At 41.2% G+C, this 15,700-nt stretch carries 11 protein-coding genes; 4 read left to right on the top strand and 7 right to left on the bottom strand.

The window, feature by feature from the left end; all coding sequences use genetic code 11:
- Positions 1 to 132: 132 nt before the first annotated feature.
- Complete coding sequence (locus tag F7734_RS55840) at positions 133 to 861, top strand: hypothetical protein (protein WP_155752788.1); 729 nt, start codon at positions 133 to 135, stop codon at positions 859 to 861.
- A gap of 33 nt (positions 862 to 894) precedes the next feature.
- Complete coding sequence (locus F7734_RS66580; protein WP_155752789.1) at positions 895 to 2,871, top strand: M48 family metalloprotease; 1,977 nt, start codon at positions 895 to 897, stop codon at positions 2,869 to 2,871.
- Positions 2,872 to 3,813: 942 nt separating this feature from the next.
- On the opposite strand, the gene clpB is transcribed toward F7734_RS66580, so the two are convergent.
- The 6 genes from clpB to F7734_RS55875 form a co-directional block, all read right to left on the bottom strand.
- A complete protein-coding gene (clpB, locus tag F7734_RS55850) occupies positions 3,814 to 6,432 on the bottom strand; it encodes an ATP-dependent chaperone ClpB (protein WP_155752790.1) in 2,619 nt (872 codons plus the stop codon).
- A gap of 440 nt (positions 6,433 to 6,872) precedes the next feature.
- On the bottom strand, positions 6,873 to 7,475 hold the full coding sequence (locus F7734_RS55855; RefSeq protein ID WP_155752791.1) for an alpha-ketoglutarate-dependent dioxygenase AlkB: 603 nt from the start codon (positions 7,473 to 7,475) through the stop codon (positions 6,873 to 6,875).
- Positions 7,476 to 7,836: 361 nt separating this feature from the next.
- Positions 7,837 to 8,958, bottom strand: coding sequence for a substrate-binding domain-containing protein (locus F7734_RS55860; protein ID WP_155752792.1), 1,122 nt, complete (start codon positions 8,956 to 8,958; stop codon positions 7,837 to 7,839).
- 180 nt (positions 8,959 to 9,138) lie between these two features.
- Complete coding sequence (locus F7734_RS55865; protein ID WP_155752793.1) at positions 9,139 to 9,861, bottom strand: hypothetical protein; 723 nt, start codon at positions 9,859 to 9,861, stop codon at positions 9,139 to 9,141.
- Positions 9,862 to 9,863: 2 nt separating this feature from the next.
- A complete protein-coding gene (locus tag F7734_RS55870) occupies positions 9,864 to 11,579 on the bottom strand; it encodes a VWA domain-containing protein (RefSeq protein WP_155752794.1) in 1,716 nt (571 codons plus the stop codon).
- A gap of 152 nt (positions 11,580 to 11,731) precedes the next feature.
- On the bottom strand, positions 11,732 to 12,364 hold the full coding sequence (locus F7734_RS55875) for a hypothetical protein (protein WP_207714447.1): 633 nt from the start codon (positions 12,362 to 12,364) through the stop codon (positions 11,732 to 11,734).
- A gap of 217 nt (positions 12,365 to 12,581) precedes the next feature.
- Here F7734_RS55875 and F7734_RS55880 point away from each other — a divergent pair, with 217 nt between their 5' ends.
- Both F7734_RS55880 and leuC read left to right on the top strand, forming a co-directional pair.
- A complete protein-coding gene (locus tag F7734_RS55880) occupies positions 12,582 to 13,934 on the top strand; it encodes an FAD-binding oxidoreductase (protein WP_155752795.1) in 1,353 nt (450 codons plus the stop codon).
- Between the two features lie 75 nt (positions 13,935 to 14,009).
- Complete coding sequence (gene leuC / locus F7734_RS55885; RefSeq protein WP_155752796.1) at positions 14,010 to 15,416, top strand: 3-isopropylmalate dehydratase large subunit; 1,407 nt, start codon at positions 14,010 to 14,012, stop codon at positions 15,414 to 15,416.
- Positions 15,417 to 15,439: 23 nt separating this feature from the next.
- Here leuC and F7734_RS62715 read toward each other — a convergent pair.
- On the bottom strand, positions 15,440 to 15,700 hold a 261-nt coding region (locus tag F7734_RS62715), incomplete at its 5' end, for a hypothetical protein (protein ID WP_207714448.1).

The following is a 15,700-nucleotide window of genomic DNA, read 5'->3' on the forward strand; positions in this document are numbered from 1 at the left end:
TAGTTTTATTGATTTTTTATTTTGGAATTTTGATTTTGGATTTTGGATTTTGGATTTTATATTTTGGATTTTTGATTTTGGATTTTAGATTTTGGATTTTGGATTTTAGATTTTGGATTTTGGATTCTGGAAATGATTAAATTAGCAAATCCTATTTTTTACCCATTGAGTGTATTGGTTGGTGGTGTTGTCTTGGTTGTTGGTGTTCGTTTTGCTAGAGTTCCTAATGTTGTTATATTACCTACTGCTGCTTTAGTGGTAACAGTGGGAGCAGCTTTTTTGAAGTCTAAGGAACCAAATGAGAAAAAACTGGCAAAACAAGAGTTACAAAAGGAAGTAAAAATGCTGTATAATGCTGCTAAAAATTTGGCTGATAAATCTATAAATTTAAGACAAGAAGCAAAGCATTTGTTAACTGATGATAGTTTGCAAATTGAATTATTGGCGATTGTGGAAGAGGCTTGCGATCGCGCTACGGAACTTCCCCAAAAAATTGACCAACTATCCCGGCGTGTCCAAGGTGATAACTCCTTGCTCTCTCCTACAGAATTACAGCAGCAATTACTAGAAGTTCAAAAGAAATTAGGTGCAAGTTCTGGGGTTGCACGCCAACATTTCGAGCAATTAGCGAATAGCTTAAAACGCAATATTGAATTGGCAAAAGCAGGTGAAGATACTCGACAAGCGCAACTCGTGAATATTTACACTTTAATTCAAGAGACTGGAGGTATATTGCAGAGTTTACAAAATAAGCTGCGGACTTCCGATCTGAGTAAATTTGAGGAAATTAATGAGTTACGTACTTTAAGTACCGAGCTTAATAGTTATCAGGAGAATATGGAAATTTTAGTGGTTCAATAGTTAGAAAAATCTTTATTCAGGAGTCAGGACACAATGAATTTCTTGAAAACCATTGCTCTTCTAAGTTTTTTAACTGCATTATTTACTATTATTGGCTATTTGGTAATGGACAATATCATTGGAGCAATTATCGGTTTGTTCATTGCATCTGCCATTACTTTTTTCACTTGGTTCTACGCTGACAAAATTGTTTTAGAAGCTTATAGAGTGCAAGTCCCAACAAGAACTCAAATAGAAGTCCTTAAGCCGATTGTTGAGACACTGTGTTACCGTGCAAATTTGCCCTTACCAAAAATTTATGTAATCCCTACACCAATGGCTAACGCTTTTGCAACAGGGCGCAATCCAGACAACAGTGCTATTGCTGTGACGGAAGGACTGATAAAGTTGCTATCAACAGATGAACTTGAAGCTGTTCTTGCTCACGAACTTTGCCATATTAAAAATCGCGATACCTTAACTCAAACGATCGCCGCCACACTTGCTGGTGCAATTTCTATAATGGCAAACATGATATATCAGTATTTGTGGTCTTTTCGTGGTTGGCGCAATAGTCCAATACGATTGGGTGGATCGCTTCTGACAGTTTTACTTGCTCCTATTAGCGCTACTATTATTCAGATGACTATTTCTCGTACAAGAGAATATGCGGCTGATAGGGGTGCAGCGTATCTCACGGGTAACCCTCGCGCCTTAGCAAATGCATTAGAACGAATAACAAATAATTCTAAGATTACTAGTGCTAACAATGCTTGTTTTGCACCTTTGTTGATTGTTAATCCATTTCAAGATAAGTCGATTTACGCCTTATTTTCAACTCATCCACCAGTAGAAGCACGGGTACGGCAATTACTGAAAATACAATCAGAAGTGAAAAATCAATTTATGGCTATCAAAAAATCTCCATTGCTGCGTCAGAAACAAACAATAACTTCAATTGCGATCTCTCTCTCAGCACTTGGTGTAGCCTATGCTCCCTTACCAGGATTACAACAGACAGTTGCGATCGTTAGCGGTACGGAATTACAAGCTCCATTGCAAGAACTAGCAACTCAGTTTCAACAAAAGAATCCTAACATTAAAATAGAATTAAAATTTCAAGGTTCTCAAGATATTGTTAATAACTATATAGACACAAAAAATGAACAAAAATCAACTATCTTGATTCCTGCCTCGTCTGAATTTTTAGATGAATTGCGCCAACGCTACACAACACAAAATAACAGCGATCCCTTCCTAGAATCACCACAACCAATTGCTAAAACACTTCTTGTTGGTGTTGCTTGGTCAGAACGAGGTAAAGTTCTTTTCCCCAATGGTCGCTTTTCTTGGCAACGAGTAGAACAAGCCATGCAAGCTCCTAATTGGCAAGCCATCGGCGGTCAAAAAGATTGGGGAAGCTTTGATTTTATGATGACCGATCCCAGCCGTTCTAACAGCGGTCAAGTTACCCTGAGTTTGTGGTCACTGTCAAAATTTGGTGGCAATAATCCTAATAACGTTAACTTTAGCAATCCTACAGTGAGTTCCCTATTTGGAACAATAAAGCGTTCAGTCTACCAACCACCTCGTTCTACAGATATTCTTTTACAAGAGTTTATTGCTCGTGCTCCCAATGATGCGGATGTAGCGACTGTTTACGAAAGCCTTGCCCTATCTCGATGGCAGCAGTCTAGTAAAAATCAGGGGAAACCCTATCAGATTTACTATCTCGATCCCACTATTGAAACAGTAGCAACTGCGGTAATTCTTCGTCAAAATGTAGATGCAGCAACAGCCAGTGCTGCAAAAAGTTTTATCTCTTATTTACGAGAACCAGAACAACAAAAAGTCTTTGTACAGCATGGTTTTCGTCCAGCGATCGATGGCGTTAATTTGCAAGGAGTTGCTAACAGCCCTTGGAATCAGAATATTCCTGGTGTAGAACTGAACCCATCTGTGAAAGCAGTACCAGTTCCCAAAGCACAGATTCAAGCCGAAATCCAGCGCATTTGGCAAAGAGCGAATTAATTGAATTTTATCAACAATTAAGCGACCTCAACACCGACTCATTTAGTTTTTAGTTTGTTGAAGTCGCTCGCTTGTGTGCGCCTCTTTGTTTTATGACTGTTCTGAGGTTATAGTGATAGAAATGGATGAAAGCTGAGGCAAATCCGTCCACATCCAAGAAAAAGAAAGGCGTGGCATGATACCAACAATGGCCGGGTAGCCAGCTTCCTTTTCCTATTGGCTTTCCCGCTCGTCAGCTTTGGTCTAACCAGTCCTTCTCATCTAAACCCTAACATCTGAATCTAAGTAAAAACCTCCACCTTTGAGATAGAGGTAAAAAAGTATATTTCAAATGGATAAGTTTACGATTACTGATTGCACCTTGCTTTGCCGGAATTAAAAATCAGAGCCTACAATCATAGCATTTCGGCTTACTGAGCAGATTCCAATTCAGTAACTTTGATAGCCATAAGCTATCTGCTTTTTCTGGTTTTGAAAGTATAAGTTTTGACCTAACCCCCTTAAAATTTATAACGATAAATTTCTCAATACAATCTGTCCTTAGTAAGTAACTATAATCTGCCTTTAGTTAGATGACTTACTACATCCCAAATAAATGGGTTAATACAAAAGTTGTGGTTAACCTAACAGAGCGGAGCTTCTTGAGCTTAAGATCCATTGCCGATATCCTCTAGCAGACTCTATCACAGATGAAGAAACTGACGTATTCCTTTCCACACACTCCAGTAAAGCTTGATTGTTGCATATAAAATGATAACAGTATCTATTACTGGTGCTTGATTAAGCATAATTGGGGAACTTGCATCGTGTGTTTGCTATTAAACTTAGTTTAACAATGCTTCACCACGACGATTACGAAACTCCACTCAGGAGGCGGAGCCTCTAAAAAAGCATTCCCAGGCGGAGCCTGGGAACGAGATGAGAAGTTGAACTGGAGTTTGATTAAGCTGTAAACACCTCTGTGGGTAAGCGTTTGAAGGAAAGACGCTCATTCTCAATGTCTACAAAAATGGTATCGCCATCATGAAACTCTCCACGCAAAATAGCTTTGGCAATTTGAGTTTCTAACTCCCGTTGAATGGCTCGCTTCAGGGGTCTTGCTCCAAATACTGGGTCATACCCTACATCAGCTAAAAAGTCAAGAGCAGCTTCCGAGAGTCTGAGAGACATCTTGCGATCGCTCAATCTATGACGTACTCTCTCAACTTGCAACTGTACGATTCGACGCAATTGTTCCTTACGCAACGCATGGAAGAAGATAAGTTCATCAAGACGGTTGAGGAACTCAGGACGGAAGCTATTTCGCATTGCTTCCATAACCCGGTGACGCATTTCATCATAGCGCGAGTCATCACCTGCAACATCCAAGATGTACTGCGAACCGATGTTACTCGTCATAATAATGATAGAGTTCTTAAAGTCCACCGTATGACCTTGAGCATCCGTCACGCGACCATCATCAAGAATTTGCAGGAAGATGTTAAAGACATCAGGATGTGCTTTTTCGATTTCGTCAAACAAAATCACTGCATAAGGACGACGGCGAATTGCTTCTGTGAGTTGTCCTCCTTCTTCATAACCCACGTATCCTGGAGGCGCACCAATCAGACGAGAAACAGCGTGTTTCTCCATGTACTCGGACATATCAATCCTGACTAGTGCTTCTTCAGTATCAAACAAGTAAGCCGCAAGTGCTTTTGCTAGTTCGGTTTTACCAACACCTGTAGGACCGAGGAAAATAAAGCTAGCAATAGGACGATTGGGATCTGCAAGCCCAGCACGAGAACGCTGAATCGCATCTGCTACTGCTGTCACTGCTTCTTCTTGTCCGACAACGCGATTGTGCAGTTCATCTTCTAAATGCAACAGCTTTTCTTTCTCAGATTCCACCAACTTGCTGATAGGAATTCCCGTCCACTTAGAAATGACTTCTGCAATGTCAGCTTCGGTAACTTCTTCGCGCAACAGAGATTTTCCACTGCGTTGTGCGTGAGCAAGTTCGCTTTCAGCTGCTTCCAAATCGCGATGCAAACTGGTGAGCTTGCCATATTTTAACTCAGCAGCGCGGTTGAGATCGTAATTGCGTTCTGCTTGTTGAATCTCTAAGTTAACGCGGTCAATCTCTTCTTTGACAGACTGAATTTTTGCAATTACATCTTTTTCAGATTGCCATTGCGTCTTTAACTCTCTTTGTTCTTCTTTAAAGTCCGCAAGTTCTTTTTCCAATCTTTCCAACCGTTCTCTGGAAGCTGCATCACTTTCTTTTTGCAGTGATAGCTTTTCCATTTCTAATTGCAGAATCTTACGGTCAATTTCGTCGAGTTCTTCAGGTTTGGAGGTAATCTCCATCTTCAGTCTGGCTGCTGCTTCGTCTACCAAGTCAATGGCTTTGTCTGGTAAGAAGCGATCGCTAATATAGCGACTGGACAAAGTTGCCGCTGCGACTAAAGAACTATCGGAAATTTTCACCCCGTGATGAACTTCATACCGTTCTTTCAAACCGCGCAAAATAGAAATCGTATCTTCCACACTAGGCTGATCGACATACACCTGTTGGAAGCGTCTTTCCAATGCTGCGTCTTTTTCTATATATTTACGGTATTCGTCCAAAGTTGTTGCACCAATACAGCGCAGTTCCCCCCGCGCCAACATTGGCTTTAATAAGTTACCTGCATCCATTGCGCCTTGGGTTGCACCAGCGCCAACAACTGTGTGAATTTCATCAATAAAGAGAACTATATTGCCGTTGGACTCGGTAACTTCTTTTAAGACTGCTTTGAGACGTTCTTCAAATTCACCTCGGAATTTTGCTCCCGCAATCAAAGCACCCATGTCTAAAGCGATGAGTTTGCGGTCTTTTAAGGATTGGGGCACATCACCAGCTATTATACGCTGTGCCAATCCTTCTGCGATCGCTGTTTTACCAACACCCGGTTCCCCAATCAGCACGGGGTTGTTTTTAGTACGACGTGATAAAATTTGGATGGTGCGGCGAATTTCATCATCCCGTCCGATTACCGGGTCAAGTTTACCTTGACGGGCTGCTTCTGTAAGATCGCGCCCGTATTTTTCCAGTGATTGGTATTTTCCTTCTGGATTTTGGTCGGTCACTTTCTGATTCCCACGAATTTGTTTAACAATATTTTTAACTTTTCCTTCGTCCAGACCAAATTCTTGGAATAACGCTTTACCAAAGCGGTCATCTTTAGCATAACCCAGTAATAGGTGCTCGATTGAGATAAACTCGTCTTGAAACTCCTTGCGATATCCATCGGCTCGGTCAAGAAGCGTATCCAAGCTGCGTCCCAAGTAAACAGAACTGCTGCTACCAGAGACTTTAGGCTGACGTTGAATAAATTGTTCGGTGCGATCGCGCAACTTTTGCAAATTAACACCAGCTTTTGTGAAAACACCATTAGCAAGTCCTTCTTGATCCAACAGTGCTTTCATCAGGTGTTCGCTTTCAATCTGCTGTTGTTGATACTGTTTGGCAATATCTGGAGTATGCGCGATCGCTTCCCAAGCTTTTTCTGTAAATTGGTTTGGATTAGTTGGTTGCATAAGCTTTTTCCAGGAAAGAACGGCTCTAAACTCGCATTTACTTTCTTTAGGTTCTAAATTTAGCTATTTTTGTAGGTAGGGCTATGCCACACGTTTGATATTGGTGGGCTTTAACCCTACCTACTCATAGAACAAAAATATAGTTTGTTCTAATAGAATCATTGTAGAAATAGAGGAGTCAATCGCTAGTTCGGACTTCACGTCCTTCCATAGTCGTATTACCGCCATAAATTTCGCGAACGAAGAATTTTCGTACCCTCTCGTTCTCGTACCCTCTCGTTCCCAGGCGGAGCCTGGGAATGCAGATTGTGAGGCTCCGCCTGGGAATGCAGATTGTGAGGCTCCGCCTGGGAATGCAGATTGTGAGGCTCCGCCTTGCACTCCAGGTAGAGCGTCAGTTCATTAGAAGATATTGACAAACTAAGCATATTGTAGATTACTCAAGTCACATGAAACCCTCTGAGTGTCACAGATATTCTCCTCCCTTGACACTTTTTGGACAAAGTCACTTCATGCGTCCAAGTTTTGTTTGTTTCATAAGGTATGACAAACACGCTACCTTGTGTTGTTATGAAGTCTTTATAACCACTTCCTTTCCACGGACGCAATCGGAATGTACGTTCTTCTCCAAATGAAATAGTCACAATAGGGACGCTATCAATCATGTTGAGCGTGCTATCTCGATGCTTTCCTATGTAATGACCAAGTTTAGCATCATACCAATTGATAACTATACCATTGAGGCGATTATCAATATTATTTTTGCTCCATTCAAAAATTGGTTCGATTAATGATGGAATTGGTAAAGCTTGATGTGTGACTCCTGTATAATGATAATCTGCTCCGTAAACTTGTTGCCAACGCGGCATTTTTACCAAACGTCCGTGTATTTTTAGCTTGTTAAAATTGGGGGGATGTATATCCCACAATTTATCAAATTGTGAGGGGTTTAGTTCGACATCAGTTGGTAAATTAGCTGTATAAAATTTATGGTTCTCGTCTAGTTGATGGCAGATAAAAATATTTTCGTTGAGTGTATTCATTGAAGTCTTTATCCATTCCTCATCTTTCCTTGTTACTGTGTCTTAGTACTGACTAAGAAGTCACAGCAAACGTAGCAATGCTCACCAAATAAGCTTTTGTGCGGTATAGCCCTATCTACTATACTTAAATTTTTTTACAAATAAGATAGGATGGCTACCAATACTTGTAGGTTGGGCAAACTCTTGTGGGAACCCAACAAATGTTTGTAAATGTTGGGTTTCGTTCCTCAACCCAACCTACGTATTTTCGCATTTTTTTCCCAATTATGAGTAAATGTTGGGTTTCGTTCCTCAACCTAACCTACGTATTTTCGCATTTTTTTCCCAATGATGGGTTAAGCATAAGCCTCTTATCGTTGATTTAATTTGCTCTTTCCCATATGCGCTGAATTTCTGTAATCGTTTGGGTATTAGGAGGTGGTAGGGTTTGTATAGATGGTTGGACTTCAGTACCTGGAATATTTTTACTCCAAGGACTATTAGGCACAGATTTTAAATCAACAGAATTATTTACTGGACGAAAACCATGCTGTACAAATACCACTTGCTGTTCTGGTCGTGTGAGAAAATCAAGAAACTTCCTTGCTGCTTTGACTGTTGTTGGATCTATATTTTGACGCACAATTGCCGCAGTTGAAACTGTCTCAATGGTTGGGTTGAGATAGTAAATTTGGTAAGGCTTTCCTTGATTGGTACCTGCTTGATCCCAACGAGACAGGGCTATGCTCTCATATACTGTGGCAACATCAGCATCATTAGCACCTCTAGCAATAAATTCTTGCAACAAAATATCTGTAGAACGTGGTGGTTGATAAACTGATTTTTTAATTAAACTAAACAGCGATCGCACAGACAAATTGTTTAAGCTAGCACTGTTAAGGACACCACCTAATTTAGATTGTGCCCATAAATTTAATGTTAGCTGACCGCTATTAGAACGAGTTGGATCGGTGGTGACAAAATCAAAACTTCCCCAATGACTTGAACCGCCGATTTTTCCCCAATCCCCTGCTTCCATCGCCTTTTCTAGACGTTCCCAACGGAAACGTCCGTCAGGGAAAAGTACTTTGCCACGTTCTTGCCAAGCAATTCCAACTAACATTGTTTTTGCTATAGGTCGAGGAGAATCATAAAAAGGTTCCGTGTTATTTGTTGCTTTGTATCTCTCGCTCAATTCTGTGAGAATCACTCCATTAGCAGGAATTAAAATTGTTGGTTGAAAGTCATTCTTTTGGTCAATATATTTATTGACCATCTCCTGAGAACCTTGAAAATTTAGTGACAATTTAATGTTGGGATTTTCCTCCTCAAACTTAGCCTCTAGTTGTTCCAAAGTAGTTTGTAGTTCCGTACCACTAACAACGGTCACTGTTTGCTCTAATCCTGGTAGTGGTGCATAAGTTAAACAGAGTGATACGAAGATAATTACGAGAGAAAGAAAAACACGATTTTGCCGTTGATAGTTAGTTTTTTTCTTCTTCATATACTTTGCGTCTTTGAGGTTCATTTAATTAAAGAATTTTCGCTCACTCTAGGAGTCCTAAATGATTTACAAACACCTCTTCCTTGTCTTCCTTGTCCTCCTTGTCTTCCTTGTCTCCCTTGTTCGGATCTCAAATAGGATTGCTATATAGGAGTCAATAAACCTTCTTAGCAAACCTAATTACCTACAAACTAGCAACTCAAGGTTTGCTTCAATGTTGCTAAATTCATCAACTAGTGATTGCAACTCACTAATTTGTGCGGAGTCACTCAAATCAGATGTATGCAATTTAGTTTGCGATCGCTGTAAGCTTCCAGTAGCATCTTGAACTAAGGTAGAAATATTAACAACTTGTGCTAAACGAATATCCTGTCCTTCTTTAGCTAGTTGAATATTGCGACTAAGACTGTTTGCTAGTTGGCTGAGATGTTGCTTTGCTACGCCTGAACTAGACTTAAGTCGTTGCTCAACTTCTGCTAGTTGTTGTTCCAATTGTTGAACCGAAAGTAGTGAATGATTATCTTGCAAACGCCGTGAGAGATGAGCAATTTTTTTGGGAAGTTCAACAGCACGATTACAATTCATTTGCAATGTTGTTAAAAGCTCCAAATGGAAAGTATCAGTTAACATTTTTGTAGCTTCTAAATGCAGAGCTTTAGCTTTGATTGCTAAGTTATTAGCTGTAACAATAACTCTTTGTAGCTCCCGCTCTAAGTCGGAATTTTCTAATTCTAAGAATTCTAGTTTGCGAGATTTCAAATAATTAGCACCAAAAATGGTAACTCCAACCGATAGAGGTATGACAATTGCACTTGATAACTGCACAAAACGCACGCCAATAAAAAGAGTTATTGCTCCAGCCAAAACAGCTACCGGATAATACAATGGATTAACTATTCTCATCTTTAAAACTCAACTTGTAAATCTGCTATCAACCGAGAAATTGTTTCTGGATCGCCTTTGGAATAGTAACCACCATTCAATTCAGCGATTTTCTTGAGTGCATCCGCATCAAATTCACCTTCGTTCCCGTAGCCAACTGTGAAAAACCCAATTCGTCGATCGCTATTAAAACCACTTTTTTGCAGTTCTTGTGCCAGTTGTTCAAGGGCTATTTGCGAACTTGTATCTTTCCCGTCAGTTAAAATTAAAACTGCATGAATAGTATTTTGACGGAGATTTTGCTGCAACCAGTTGCGGGCGTTAAGGGCTGCATCATACAATTTTGTGTCACCCCCAGCTGTGAGTCCACTCAGAAATTGCAAACCACGCTCTTTTCCTTGTGGTGTTCCATCAACCAATACAGGCGGACGAATTTCAGAGTCAAAATCAATCAAAGCAATTTGCTCTTTAGGTCCCAAATTGTTGATGTAGTTGTTGAGAGTATTTTGTGCAGCTGGTAACTTTTCACCAGCCATTGACCCAGAAGAATCTACTACCACGACTACAAGTGATGCTTTTTTCGCGACTTCTTGCCAAGATTTCAGCATCGCCTCAACAACTTCTGGTTGGGGAGGTCGCAAGGAATCGTACTTGGCTTGGGGGTTGACTCCAAATTCTTGGGAAAACTTTGTTCCCAAGGAGACTCCTGGTGTACCCGGTCGTAAACCTAAATCTGTAGCAATTTTTTGAGTTTCTGGCGATCGCAAATCAGCAATGAACTTTTCCGCCGCCTCCTTTTCATCTGCACTCACCCAAGGTGCATTTGGTAAAATCGCCCGCATATTGGAGGTAAATGTGGCTTTGGGATAAACTGCTTCAAAGCGCTGCTGACCTGGTTGCAAATGGGAATTTGCTGCAATGACGCTAGATTCATATACGGAAGCCATGCTCGCCCAAAATGGACCGTTTTTAACCATTGCTTTGGCTAAAGAATTGGTAGAAACACCATAACGGGTAATCTTGCTTTGGATTTGTTGAATCTGGGGTTGAAATTGTTGGACATCAGCCGTTGTCAGTTGTTCGGGACGCTTGAGCGATACACTGACATATTGAGCTACGAGAGTTTGTAATCCAGAATTAGAACGAGTCGGTGCAGTATGGACGTAGTGAATTGGTTGCGGTGGTGCAGTTGGGTCAATATCACGGTGAGTCTTGGCTGTGACTAAAGCGTTATATAGATCGGGGGTTTTTCTCAGTCCATCTGCAACATTCGCTTGCACCATAAACACCATTGGCGAGTAAGCCAACAGTGGTGAATCAACGATTTCCGGAATATATTTTTGTCCTGGGAAAAGCTGATTCATGCGGTAAATGAGCTGACTGTGATATATATCCCCATCCACAGAAACAATGCTAGGGAAATCGGGAGCATTAGCTTGCACAGTACCATTTTTCAATTGAGTCGCTAAAGTCAGCACTTTGGTGACTACATCACCGCTACCGTGCGCTTCGCATTCAATCCGAAATGGTGTACCGTTGTCTAGCTTCGGTTGTGTAGAATTATACTTTTGTGCAGCTTTGTTACAAAAATCTCCTAAGGCGCTACCCACCAAAACTTTAACTTTCAAACCCGTAAAGTTATTATCCTCATGACCGCTAGTGCGAGCGCAAGCCGTTATTAAAAAGATACTATACACTGCTACAAGACCAGCAATTAACCGACGACTTTTGAAAGGCATAGATTTCTCCAATCAAAATTCAATACTCAATCAGTTCTGTTTCGGTTCAACACAATATATTTCTTACCGTTGACAGAAAATTTATGCTTCTGACAATATTTCTTAACGTTCCTACCAATCCTACTGTCTGGCGATCGCGACTTTCCAAAACATCATTTTCTGACTGAAGTCACCACATTCCAGATTTTTTGCAAAATATTGCTTGAATTGGAATGTTCCTGCACTCCTTGTTGTTGATGTTGAGATTCTGCTAACCTTTTTCGGCGAATAATCGCTTGTTCGATATAAGTAATCGCTCCCGGACAGTTTTCTTCTAAACTCAATAAGATTCTTTCTCCTAATTCTTCTTCGCCCGGATCGACACCAGTTTCTAAAATTGCTTTTAATCGCGGCATGGCAACTTCATCTATGACTCTAATTAGAGCCTCTAAACAGAATGCAAATTGTTTCTGGCTCAACAGACTATCCTCTAAAGGAAGCTCAACGGTTGCACATATTTCTTTTGCGATCGGGTCATAACCCCAGCGCACCATTTTGGTATGTAAAGAAAGATTAAGTAATGCTTTGAATAATAAACTTGTATGTAAATCATTAATATTTGTCAGAAGTTGCGGTGCTACAATTTGTAAATATTCTCCCCTTTTGCCTAAAATAATTAAAATCAATAAATTCTCAACATTCTCAGTTTGAAATTCAGTGATGATGCGTTGATTCTCCTCATCAACTTTGTATTTTAAACTTTGTTGCTCTAGGTAAGTTTTAATTTGCTCTAGCGTCGCTGCCATAAATAACTCCATTGTGATTTACTATTGGCTGACATCATATATTCTGGATTGGGTGTTGAGATTTATGCAGAAGGTAAGACTTCCTACCACCTCGTTCCCAGGCTCCGCCTGGGAACGAGAGAGGGGGGTCTACTAGTGACCATTCACAACTTTCAGAAAGGCTGTATCCTAGACTTGGTGACCTTGGCGTCTTGACGGTTACAAAATTTATATAATTATGACAACATCTGTAAAGTCTTTTGATATTAATGCTCTGCTCACCTCGTTAGAAGGTATTGAAATCATCACCGATATCCATCAAGTAGCAAAATTATCCCAAGACTACCATACCTTTAGCCCGGTACTTGTACCCATACTAGAGGGGAAAGTAGGCGATCTTGTTGTACGTCCTGCTAACGAAGAAGAGGTCTTAAAAGTAGCAGCAGCTTGCGTTCAACATCGCGTCCCCGTAACAGTACGAGGTGCAGGAACGGGAAATTACGGACAATGCGTTCCCCTACATGGTGGCGTCATTCTAGATATGACTCGAATGCACGAAATACTTTGGATAGAACCGGGAATAGCACGCGTGCAAGCTGGGGTAAAGTTAGCAGCATTAGACAAACAAGCACGAGAAATCGGTTGGGAAATGCGAATGGCTCCTTCTACATACCGCACGGCGACAATAGGGGGATTTATTGCAGGGGGTAGTGGGGGAATTGGATCGATTCAGTACGGTTTTTTGGGAGACAGAGGTAATCTTCAAGCTTTAAGAGTTGTCACTTTAGAAGATAAACCACGGGCGATGGAATTGCGCGGTGATGAGGTGCAAAAGGTTAACCATGCATGGGGAATTAATGGTATTATTACTGAGTTGGAAATTCCTTTGGCTCCAGCGTATCCCTGGGTAGAAGTCATTGTTACATTCGATGATTTTATGCAAGCTGCAAGATTTGGTCAATCTCTGGGTGAGGCAGAAGGGATGATTAAGAAAGAAATTGCTATTTTTGCAGCCCAAATCCCACAATACTTTACTGCTATCAAACAGTATATCCCTGACGGTACCCATGCAGCTTTGTTAATCGTTGCAGAATCTAGTTTTGAATTACTGCCGGGATTGGTACGGCAATTTGGTGGTAAGATAACATATCAAAAATCAGCACAAGACGCAGGAAAGGGTGTCAACTTAGGGGAGTTTACCTGGAATCACACTACATTACACGCTCGCACTGTGGATACTTCCATAACTTATTTGCAAAGTATCTTCCCTGCAGATAAAAATCTGCAAGTTGTGGAGCATATGTACCATCATTTTGGCGATGAGGTAACCATGCATTTGGAATTTATTCGCCAACACGGTCATGTAGTTCCGGGTGCGTTGCAACTTGTACGTTTTACAACAGAGGAACGTCTTAACGAAATTATCCGCTATCACGAAGAGCAAGGAGTTTTTATTGCCAATCCCCACACGTACATTATCGAAGATGGTGGGAGAAAAGCGATCGACCCAGAACAATTAAAGTTTAAGGCAATGGTCGATCCATACGGGTTGATGAATCCCGGTAAGAGCAGAGCATTGATGATAAGATAAAAATTCTGACTTCTTCGGAAGCTTAATTCTCTCAGTGAAAACTCGATTGTCTCAAAAAATATAGATTTTTGGTTTATGAGTAAAGGGACTTTATTTGACAAAGTGTGGGAAGCGCACACAGTGGGTATACTTCCTTCAGGGCATACACAACTCTTTATTGGATTGCACTTAATTCATGAAGTGACTAGTCCTCAAGCTTTTGCTATGTTACGGGAACGGGGTTTGAAGCCACTCTTTCCAGAGTTGACTGTTGCTACTGTGGATCACATTGTTCCCACAGACAATCAAGCACGTCCGTTTGCCGATAGTTTAGCAGAAGAGATGATGCGATCGCTAGAGCAAAATTGTCAAGAAAATGGTATAAAATTTTATAATATTGGTTCTGGAAGTCAGGGTATTGTTCACGTGATTGCTCCAGAGCTAGGCTTAAGTCAACCAGGAATGACCATCGCTTGCGGAGATAGCCACACATCAAGTCATGGTGCATTTGGAGCGATCGCATTTGGGATTGGAACCAGCCAGGTACGGGACGTTTTAGCTTCCCAAACCTTAGCCCTCTCAAAGCTGAAAGTGCGGAAAATTGAAGTCAACGGCACTTTAAAACCCGGTGTCTATGCCAAAGATGTCATTCTCCACATTATCCGAACACTTGGAGTCAAAGGTGGCGTAGGATATGCTTATGAGTATGCAGGCACGACCTTCGAGCAAATGAATATGGAAGAACGGATGACCGTGTGCAATATGTCCATAGAAGGCGGTGCTCGTTGCGGTTACGTCAATCCCGACCAAATCACTTACGATTATCTTAAAGATAGAGACTTTGCTCCCAAAGGAGAAAATTGGGAGAAAGCCGTTGCGTGGTGGAACTCCATTCGCAGCGATGCAGATGCAGAATACGACGACGTAGTTGTCTTTGATGCAGCTGACATTCCCCCCACTGTCACCTGGGGTATTACACCTGGTCAAGGCATTGGAGTAAACGAACTCGTACCCACACCCGAAGAACTTCCAGAACAGGAACGGTTCATTGCGGAAGAAGCATACCAATATATGGATCTAATTCCAGGCGCACCGATCAAAGGTACCAAAGTAGATGTCTGCTTCATTGGAAGTTGTACCAACGGACGCATCAGCGATTTACGAGAAGCGGCTAAAATTGCCAAAGGTCGTCAAGTAGCACAAGGAGTAAAAGCCTTTGTTGTCCCAGGTTCGGAAAGAGTGAAGCAACACGCTGAAGAAGAAGGACTCGATAAAATCTTTTTAGAAGCAGGATTTGAGTGGCGCGAACCCGGATGTTCGATGTGCCTTGCCATGAATCCAGACAAGCTGCAGGGAAGGCAGATGAGTGCATCTTCCTCCAATCGCAACTTCAAAGGAAGGCAAGGTTCCGCTTCCGGGCGAACTTTGTTGATGAGTCCTGCAATGGTGGCGACAGCAGCCATCAAAGGAGAAGTTTACGACGTGCGGGAATTGCTGTCTTGAAAATGGGACTGGGGACTGGGGACTCACCTCGTTCCCAGGCTCCGCCTGGGAATGCCTAGTTGGGAGGCGGAGCCTCCCGCTCTATCCCCCACGCTCTGCAGAGCCTCACACTCTGCGTTCCCAGCCAGAGACTGGCAACGAGAAAAAATCCAAAATCCAAAATCCAAAATCCAAAATCCAAAATACAAAATCCAAAATCCAAAATAAAAAATAAAAAATAAAAAATAAAAAATAAAAAATAATAAATAATAATTAAAAAATAAAAAATAAAAAAAAAAAAATAA

The organism is Scytonema sp. UIC 10036 (genome assembly GCF_009725235.1).

What these genes read in the sequence shown, in the direction of transcription:
- leuC (WP_155752796.1), top strand. Translation starts at nt 14,010, where the DNA reads ATGAGTAAAGGGACTTTATTTGACAAAGTGTGGGAAGCGCACACAGTG.
- F7734_RS66580 (WP_155752789.1), top strand. Translation starts at nt 895, where the DNA reads ATGAATTTCTTGAAAACCATTGCTCTTCTAAGTTTTTTAACTGCATTA.
- clpB (WP_155752790.1), bottom strand. Translation starts at nt 6,432, where the DNA reads ATGCAACCAACTAATCCAAACCAATTTACAGAAAAAGCTTGGGAAGCG.
- F7734_RS55860 (WP_155752792.1), bottom strand. Translation starts at nt 8,958, where the DNA reads ATGAAGAAGAAAAAAACTAACTATCAACGGCAAAATCGTGTTTTTCTT.
- F7734_RS55880 (WP_155752795.1), top strand. Translation starts at nt 12,582, where the DNA reads ATGACAACATCTGTAAAGTCTTTTGATATTAATGCTCTGCTCACCTCG.
- F7734_RS55865 (WP_155752793.1), bottom strand. Translation starts at nt 9,861, where the DNA reads ATGAGAATAGTTAATCCATTGTATTATCCGGTAGCTGTTTTGGCTGGA.
- F7734_RS55875 (WP_207714447.1), bottom strand. Translation starts at nt 12,364, where the DNA reads ATGGCAGCGACGCTAGAGCAAATTAAAACTTACCTAGAGCAACAAAGT.
- F7734_RS55840 (WP_155752788.1), top strand. Translation starts at nt 133, where the DNA reads ATGATTAAATTAGCAAATCCTATTTTTTACCCATTGAGTGTATTGGTT.
- F7734_RS55870 (WP_155752794.1), bottom strand. Translation starts at nt 11,579, where the DNA reads ATGCCTTTCAAAAGTCGTCGGTTAATTGCTGGTCTTGTAGCAGTGTAT.
- F7734_RS55855 (WP_155752791.1), bottom strand. Translation starts at nt 7,475, where the DNA reads ATGAATACACTCAACGAAAATATTTTTATCTGCCATCAACTAGACGAG.